A 5,683-nucleotide genomic window follows, 5' to 3' on the forward strand; every position below is an offset into this window, starting at 1 on the left:
CTGACGCGCCGATGCGCCGCGCGTCCGCCCCCTCGTCCCGTGCTGCCCGCGGCTTCACGCTGATCGAGCTGATGATCGCGATCGCGATCCTCGCAGTGGTCGCGATTCTCGCGTGGCGCGGGCTCGACCAGATCATGCGCGGTCGCGACAAGGTCGCGGCCGCGATGGAGGACGAGCGCGTGTTCGCGCAGATGTTCGACCAGATGCGCATCGACGCGCGGCTCGCCGCGACCGACGACGAGGCCGGCCAGCCGGCGATCGGCGTCGCCGGCAATACGCTGCAGATCGTGCGCGAACTCGACGTGCCGGGCGTCGCGCCGCGGCTGCAGGTGGTCCGCTACCGGATCGCCGGCGGGCGCGTCGTGCGCTACGCATCGCCGCCGATCGACGACACGAACCGGTTGCGCACCGTGCTGAAGGACAGCAGCGTCGACGGCTGGAGCTGGGTCGCGCTGATGGGCGGCGTCGGCGCGATCGACGCGAAGCTGTACGTGCCGCGCGTGGGCTGGACCACCAACCTGCAGACGGCCGACGACGCGCTCGCGCAGAACAACGACGCGCTCAAGGTGCCGCAGATCGGCAACGCGCCGCCGGCGCGCGCGGTGACCGGGCTGCAGGTCAGCATCGGCGCGACGTCGCTGCGCGTGCCGATCACGCGCATCTTCCTCGTCGGGGAATGACGATGCGCGCGCGCCCTTTCCGTCGAATGCCTGCCCGCCGCCAGCGCGGCGCCGCGATCATCACCGCGCTGCTCGTGGTCGCGCTGTCGGCGATCCTCGTGTCGGGGATGCTGTGGCGCCAGCAGGTTCAGATCCGCCGCATCGAGAACCAGCGCGTGATCGCGCAGGCGCAGTGGGTCGCGCGCGGCGCGCTCGACTGGACCCGGATGATCCTGCGTTCCGAAGGCGACACGGCGCCCGGCATCACCTATCTCGGCGGGATCTGGGGCGTGCCGATCGCGAAGACGAAGCTGTCGGATTTCCTCGGCCGGATCGGCGCACCGAACGACACGGACGCCGAAGACACCTATCTGTCCGGCTCGATCGAGGACGCGCAGGCGAAGTTCAACCTGCGCAACCTCGTGTCGTCGCCGGCGCCCGGCGTGCTGCAACTGAACGTCACGCAGATGCAGGCGTTCCAGCGCCTGCTGACGACGCTCGGCTACGACAGCGCGTTCGCGAAGCGCATCGCGCTGCAGGTGCGCGCGGGGCTGCTGCATTCGGCCACGCGGTTCCAGATGCCGAACCTGCCCGGCGGCGGCGGGACCGCCGCGAACGCCGCGACCGCGCCGGTGACGAGCGGCGACATGCAAGGCAGCGGCTTCACCGACGATCCTGGCATGGCCGGCGGCGACCGCGGACCCGCGCCGCTGATGATGACGCGCGTCGACAGCCTGCTCGACGTCGACGGCGTGACGCCGGAGATGGTCGCGCGGCTGCGCCCGTTCGTCACGGTGCTGCCGACCACCACGCCCGTGAACATGAACACCGCACCGGCCGAAGTGATCGCCGCGCTGATACCGGGGATGAGCGTGTCGTCCGCGCAGGCGCTCGTGTCGCGCCGCGAGACCGTATTTTTCCGCAACGTGGGCGACGTGCAGCTCGCGCTGCGCGGCGCCGGCGCGCCGCCGAACGTGACGATCGACTCGAGCCTCGTCGACGTCAATTCGAGCTATTTCATCGTGCATGGCCGGATTCAGCACGAACGCGCGGAGGTCGACCGCACCTCGCTCGTGTATCGTGATCCGACCACGCACTCGACGCGGGTCGTGCGCATCCGCGACCAGCTATAACGACGCCAATCGGGAGAGGAGCTCTTGTGAGCACGTTGATTGTTTCTTTGCCGCCGCGCGAGCCTGCCGTGCCGTTGCAGGAATGGCAGTGGCCCGAGCTGCCGTTCACGCTCGTCGACAAGGCCGGCCAGGTGCAGCGCGCGGGCCGCGCCGCGCTCGCGCTGCTGCCGCGCGCGAACGCGACGGTGCTGATCGTCGCCGCGCGCGACGTGCTGCTGCTGGCCGCGACCGTGCCGCCGCTGAAGGGGCCGAAGCTGCGCCAGGCGCTGCCCAACATCGTCGAGGATCAGCTGATCCAGGACCCGCTCGGCTGCCACATCGCGCTCGATCCGGCCGCGCTGCCCGACGGGCGCCGCGTGCTGGCCGTCGTCGACCGCGCATGGTTCCGCACGATCTGCGACGCGTTCACCGCGGCCGGCCACCGGCACCTGAGCGCGGTGCCCGCGACCCGCTGCCTGCCGGCGCCGCGCGCGTCGGCCGACGCGGGCTCCGCCGTGCCGGCCGACGGCGAGCCCACCGACGCCGCCGCGCTCGTCGCGGACGTCACCGAGCCGCCTGCCCGCCCGCCGACGGTCGCCGCGGTGCTCGGACTCGCGACGGCGGTCGAACCGGTGCTCGTCGAAGCCGGCGCGCTGCCGGCCGCGGCCGGGGCGCCGCGCCTCGAACTGGCGGTCGCGCGCGGCGCGCTCGGCGAAGGCTTCGCGGCGCCCGCATCGCGCGCGGCCGGCACGCTGGCCGCGCTCGCGGGCGGCGGTGACGTCGAACTGTACGAACTCGGCGAACCGGGCGCGGAGCCGCGGCTCGCGTCGGTCGGCCGCACCGACGCGCCGCTGCTGCCGGGCGCCGCGCCGCTGTCGTTCGACACGTTCGCGCGCCGGGCGCTGACCGAACCGTTCGATCTGTGCCAGTTCGAATTCGAATCGCAGCCGTGGCGCTTCGACCGCGCGACGGTGAAGCGCCTGCGCGTACCGATCGCGCTGGCCGCGGCGACGCTCGGCGTCGCGGTGATCGGGATGAACCTGCACTGGTGGAAGCTGTCGCGCGAGCGCGATGCGCTGTCCGCGCAGATCACCGAGACGCTGCTGTCTGCCTTCCCGAAGACGACCACCGTGCTCGATCCGCCCGCGCAGATGCAGCGCCAGCTCGACCAGCTTCGGCTCGCTGCCGGCGAGCTGTCGCCGAACGATTTCCTCGCGCTATCGAGCGGCTTGTCGCGCTCGATGGGCGCGCTGCCGCTGAACGGCATCGCGTCGCTCGACTATCACGACCGGCGGCTCGACGTCGGCTTCAAGCCGGAGGTCAAGGTCGATCCCGATTTCACGCAGCGCCTCGCGCGTAACGGACTGTCCGGCGAAGTCGACAGCAACACGGGCAAATGGACGATCCGGAGCCGCTCATGAAAACCGAACAACTGAACCAGACGCTGGCCCAGTTCTGGGGCGAGCGCACGCCGCGCGAGAAGACGCTGCTCGGCTGGGGCGGCGCCGTGCTGGCGGTCGCGATTGCGTATTCGGTGCTGTGGTCGCCCGCGCAGGAAGGCCGCGCGCGGATTCAGCGCGAACTGCCGGCGATGCGTCACGAACTCGCGCAGATGACCGCGCAGGCGAACGAGGCGAAGTCGCTGGCTGCCGCCGCGCAGGGTGTCGCGCCGACCGGCCTCGCGCTGAAGGATGCGCTCACTGCATCGCTGTCCGATCACGGGCTGCAGGGCGCGCAGGTGCAGATCGTCGGCAACGGCGTGCAGATCCAGATGAAGAACGTGTCGTTCCCGGCATGGACCCAGTGGCTCGACGATGCGCGCCGGCAGTTCAAGGTGCAGGTCGGCGAGGCGCATGCCACGGCGCTGAAGGAAGACGGCCAGGTCGATCTGACGGCCGTGATGCAACCTTCCGTCCAGAAATAGATGACGGCGGTGAATGACGCAAACGAAGGCCGGCCGATGCGGCCGTGGGTGAGACGGCTCGTCACCGTGTTGCCGTGGGTGCTGGCAGGCGGCCTGGCCACGGCGGTGACGCTCGTCGCGCTCGCGCCGGCCGCGTGGATCGCGCCGCAGTTCGCGCGTGCGACCGGCGGCCACGTGAATCTCGCCGATCCGGACGGGTCGCTGTGGCACGGCTCCGGCACGCTGATGCTCGCGCCGGGCGCCGACCAGAGCGCGGCGACGCTGCTGCCGGGCCGGGTCGAATGGACCACGCGCTTCTGGCCGTTGCTGACCGGGCGTGTTCAGATGCGCATGCGGCAGACCGAAGCGATGCCCGATGCGGTCACGCTCGATGCGACGTGGCGCGGCGCGGTGCTGTCGGCGGGCACGATGGCCGTGCCTGCGTCGCTGCTCACCGGGCTCGGCACGCCGTTCAACACGCTCGACCTGCAGGGCGACGTGCGGCTCGGCTGGAGCGACTGGCGGCTGATCGGCAACAACGCGTTCGGCCAGCTGACGGTGACGATCGATTCGATGAGTTCGCGCGTGTCGCGCGTGAAGCCGCTCGGTTCGTACCGCGCGGTATTGCAGGCGAAGGGCGCGGGCGCCGATCTCGACCTGTCGACGACGCAGGGCCCGCTGTTCCTCGACGGGCACGGCAGCTTCGGCCCCGGCCAAGGATCGTTCCGCGGGACCGCGCATGCGGCGCCGGAGCAGCAGGCAAACCTCGCCGGACTGCTGAACCTGCTCGGCCACCCGATCGGCAACAACCAGGTGTCGCTGATCTTCGGCGACGCGCAGCGCTGATTCTGATTGCGCGCGTCGCCCGCTTCCCTTTCTACTTCTGCGCGAGCGGCGCGGCGGCCGACGGTGCGGTGGCCGCGGGCGCGGCCGCACCGGACGCCGGCAAGGGCGCCGGCGCCGCCATGTCGCCGTTCTCGTGCGCCATCTCCGATACGTTCCAGCCGCCGCCGAGCGCCTTCACGAGCCCGACCGACGACACCATCCGCTGCCCGGCGATCGTCGCGAGCTTTTGCTGCGCGGTGAACGCGGTGGTCTGCGCGGTCAGCACGTTCAGGTACGCGACCGTGCCGGCCTTGTACTGGTTCGTGACGATCGCGAGCGCGTGCTCGGCGCTGTCGACCGCCTGCCGCTGCACGTCGATTTCCTGCGCGAGAATGCGCTGCGACGCGAGGTTGTCCTCGACGTCCTGGAACGCGGTGAGTACCGCGAGGCGATAGGCGGCGACGTCCTGGTCGTAGGTCGCGCGCGCGGCGTCGGTCTGCGCGGCGCGCAGCCCCGCGTCGAACAGCGTGGCCGCGAGCTGCGGGCCGACCGTCCAGAAGCGCGCCGGCAGCGTGAACAGCTGCGACCACACCGAGCTCTGTAAGCCGCCGGTGGCCGACAGCGTGAGCGTGGGGAAGAACGCCGAGATCGCGACGCCGATCTGCTCGTTCGCGGCCGCCGCGCGGCGCTCGGCCGCCGCGATGTCGGGCCGGCGCTCGAGGATCGCGGACGGCACGTCGACCGGCGTGACCGGCGGCTCGGCCGCGAGCGGGTTCGGCGGCAGCGAGAAGGTCGACGCGGGCTCGCCGATCAGCGTCGCGATCGCGTGCTCGTACTGCGCGCGGGCGACGCCGTTGTCGATCTGCGCGGCCTGCGCGCTCTGCAGCTGCGTTTGCGCCTGGATCACGTCGGCGCGCGCGGCGACGCCCTGCGCGTACTGGTTCTGCGTGAGCTGCAGCGAGCGTTCATACGACTTCACGGTGTCGTCGAGCAGCTTTTGCAGCGCATCGGACGTACGCAACTGGAAATAGGTCTGCGCGAGCAGCGCCTGCTGCGACAGCCGCGCGTTCGCGAGGTCGGCCGCGGCGGCCGCTTCGCCGGCGCGCTGCGCGCTGACGGTGCGGCTCACCTTGCCCCACAGGTCGGGTTCCCAGCTGGCGTCGAGGCCGACGCTGTAGCTGTTG

General features: G+C 71.4%; 6 protein-coding genes. 5 read left to right on the forward strand and 1 reads right to left on the reverse strand.

The window, feature by feature from the left end; all coding sequences use genetic code 11:
• Positions 1-11 precede the first annotated feature (11 nt).
• From JMF90_RS21470 to JMF90_RS21490, 5 genes are read left to right on the forward strand one after another with little or no spacing between them, the layout of a single operon-like run.
• Positions 12-680: a type II secretion system protein J gene (locus JMF90_RS21470; protein WP_054928201.1), complete on the forward strand. Its 669-nt coding sequence runs from the start codon at positions 12-14 to the stop codon at positions 678-680.
• Positions 681-682: 2 nt separating this feature from the next.
• Complete coding sequence (gene gspK / locus JMF90_RS21475) at positions 683-1,792, forward strand: type II secretion system minor pseudopilin GspK (RefSeq protein WP_054928224.1); 1,110 nt, start codon at positions 683-685, stop codon at positions 1,790-1,792.
• Between the two features lie 26 nt (positions 1,793-1,818).
• The gene (gene gspL / locus JMF90_RS21480) at positions 1,819-3,192 is read left to right on the forward strand and encodes a type II secretion system protein GspL (protein ID WP_054928200.1); all 1,374 of its coding nucleotides are present in this window, start codon (positions 1,819-1,821) and stop codon (positions 3,190-3,192) included.
• On the forward strand, positions 3,189-3,695 hold the full coding sequence (gspM, locus tag JMF90_RS21485; protein WP_054928223.1) for a type II secretion system protein GspM: 507 nt from the start codon (positions 3,189-3,191) through the stop codon (positions 3,693-3,695). Before gspL ends, gspM begins: the two co-directional genes overlap by 4 nt.
• Positions 3,696-3,731: 36 nt before the next feature.
• A complete protein-coding gene (locus JMF90_RS21490; RefSeq protein ID WP_012327580.1) occupies positions 3,732-4,520 on the forward strand; it encodes a type II secretion system protein N in 789 nt (262 codons plus the stop codon).
• 31 nt (positions 4,521-4,551) lie between these two features.
• Here the strand turns inward: JMF90_RS21490 and JMF90_RS21495 are convergent.
• On the reverse strand, positions 4,552-5,683 hold a 1,132-nt coding region (locus JMF90_RS21495; RefSeq protein ID WP_201325408.1), incomplete at its 5' end, for an efflux transporter outer membrane subunit.

It is taken from the genome of Burkholderia sp. E168m23, from assembly GCF_016586125.1.
Lineage (GTDB): Bacteria > Pseudomonadota > Gammaproteobacteria > Burkholderiales > Burkholderiaceae > Burkholderia > Burkholderia orbicola.